This window comes from Arthrobacter sp. N199823 (genome assembly GCF_002929705.1).
Classification (GTDB): Bacteria; Actinomycetota; Actinomycetes; order Actinomycetales; family Micrococcaceae; genus Specibacter.
Window position 1 is genome coordinate 1 of the sequence record NZ_PJIN01000082.1, and the last position, 501, is coordinate 501.

Sequence of the window (501 nt, forward strand, 5' to 3'; positions counted from 1 at the left end):
GTGGGCTTCATCGCCTATGTCATTACACCTTTCTTCCTGGCCGGACTGGGTGCGCTCTACCCGTCGCGCTGGCTGGCCATCCTGGTTCTGGTGGCGGCCGGGGCATACTCGACCTATCTGCTGTTCGTCGGCCTGCCGACGTTCATGCGCATCAGTAACCGCAACACCTTTCTTTACGGCGCCTGCACCTGGGGCGTCGGTCTGCTGGTGCTGGTGAACCTGAAGGTGCCGATGATCCTATTCTGGATGCTCGCACTCGACCCGACCTACGAGCGCGATACCCCACAGAACCAGAGCTATGGCTTCGAGGAGAATCGCCCGCAGGAAGAACCGGGCGGCCTGGAAAACGAACGGCGCTTCAACGAACGGCCGAACGAGTGACCAACGAAGCTGATCGGCCAGAAACGGTTTGGCATAATGCGGCGCTTGCAGGAGTACCCCAATGCCCGAGCGCCTCAATGCCCGTGTCGAAGCCTGTTACGAGCTGGCCGAGCAGTTTTT

Annotated in this window: 1 protein-coding gene; it reads left to right on the forward strand. The window is 60.5% G+C overall.

Annotation, left to right across the window (positions count from 1 at the left end; all coding sequences use genetic code 11):
* Positions 1-381 (forward strand): Yip1 family protein (locus tag CXQ93_RS20330; protein WP_146073319.1); only part of this gene is annotated, 381 nt, incomplete at its 5' end.
* Positions 382-501: the final 120 nt, after the last annotated feature.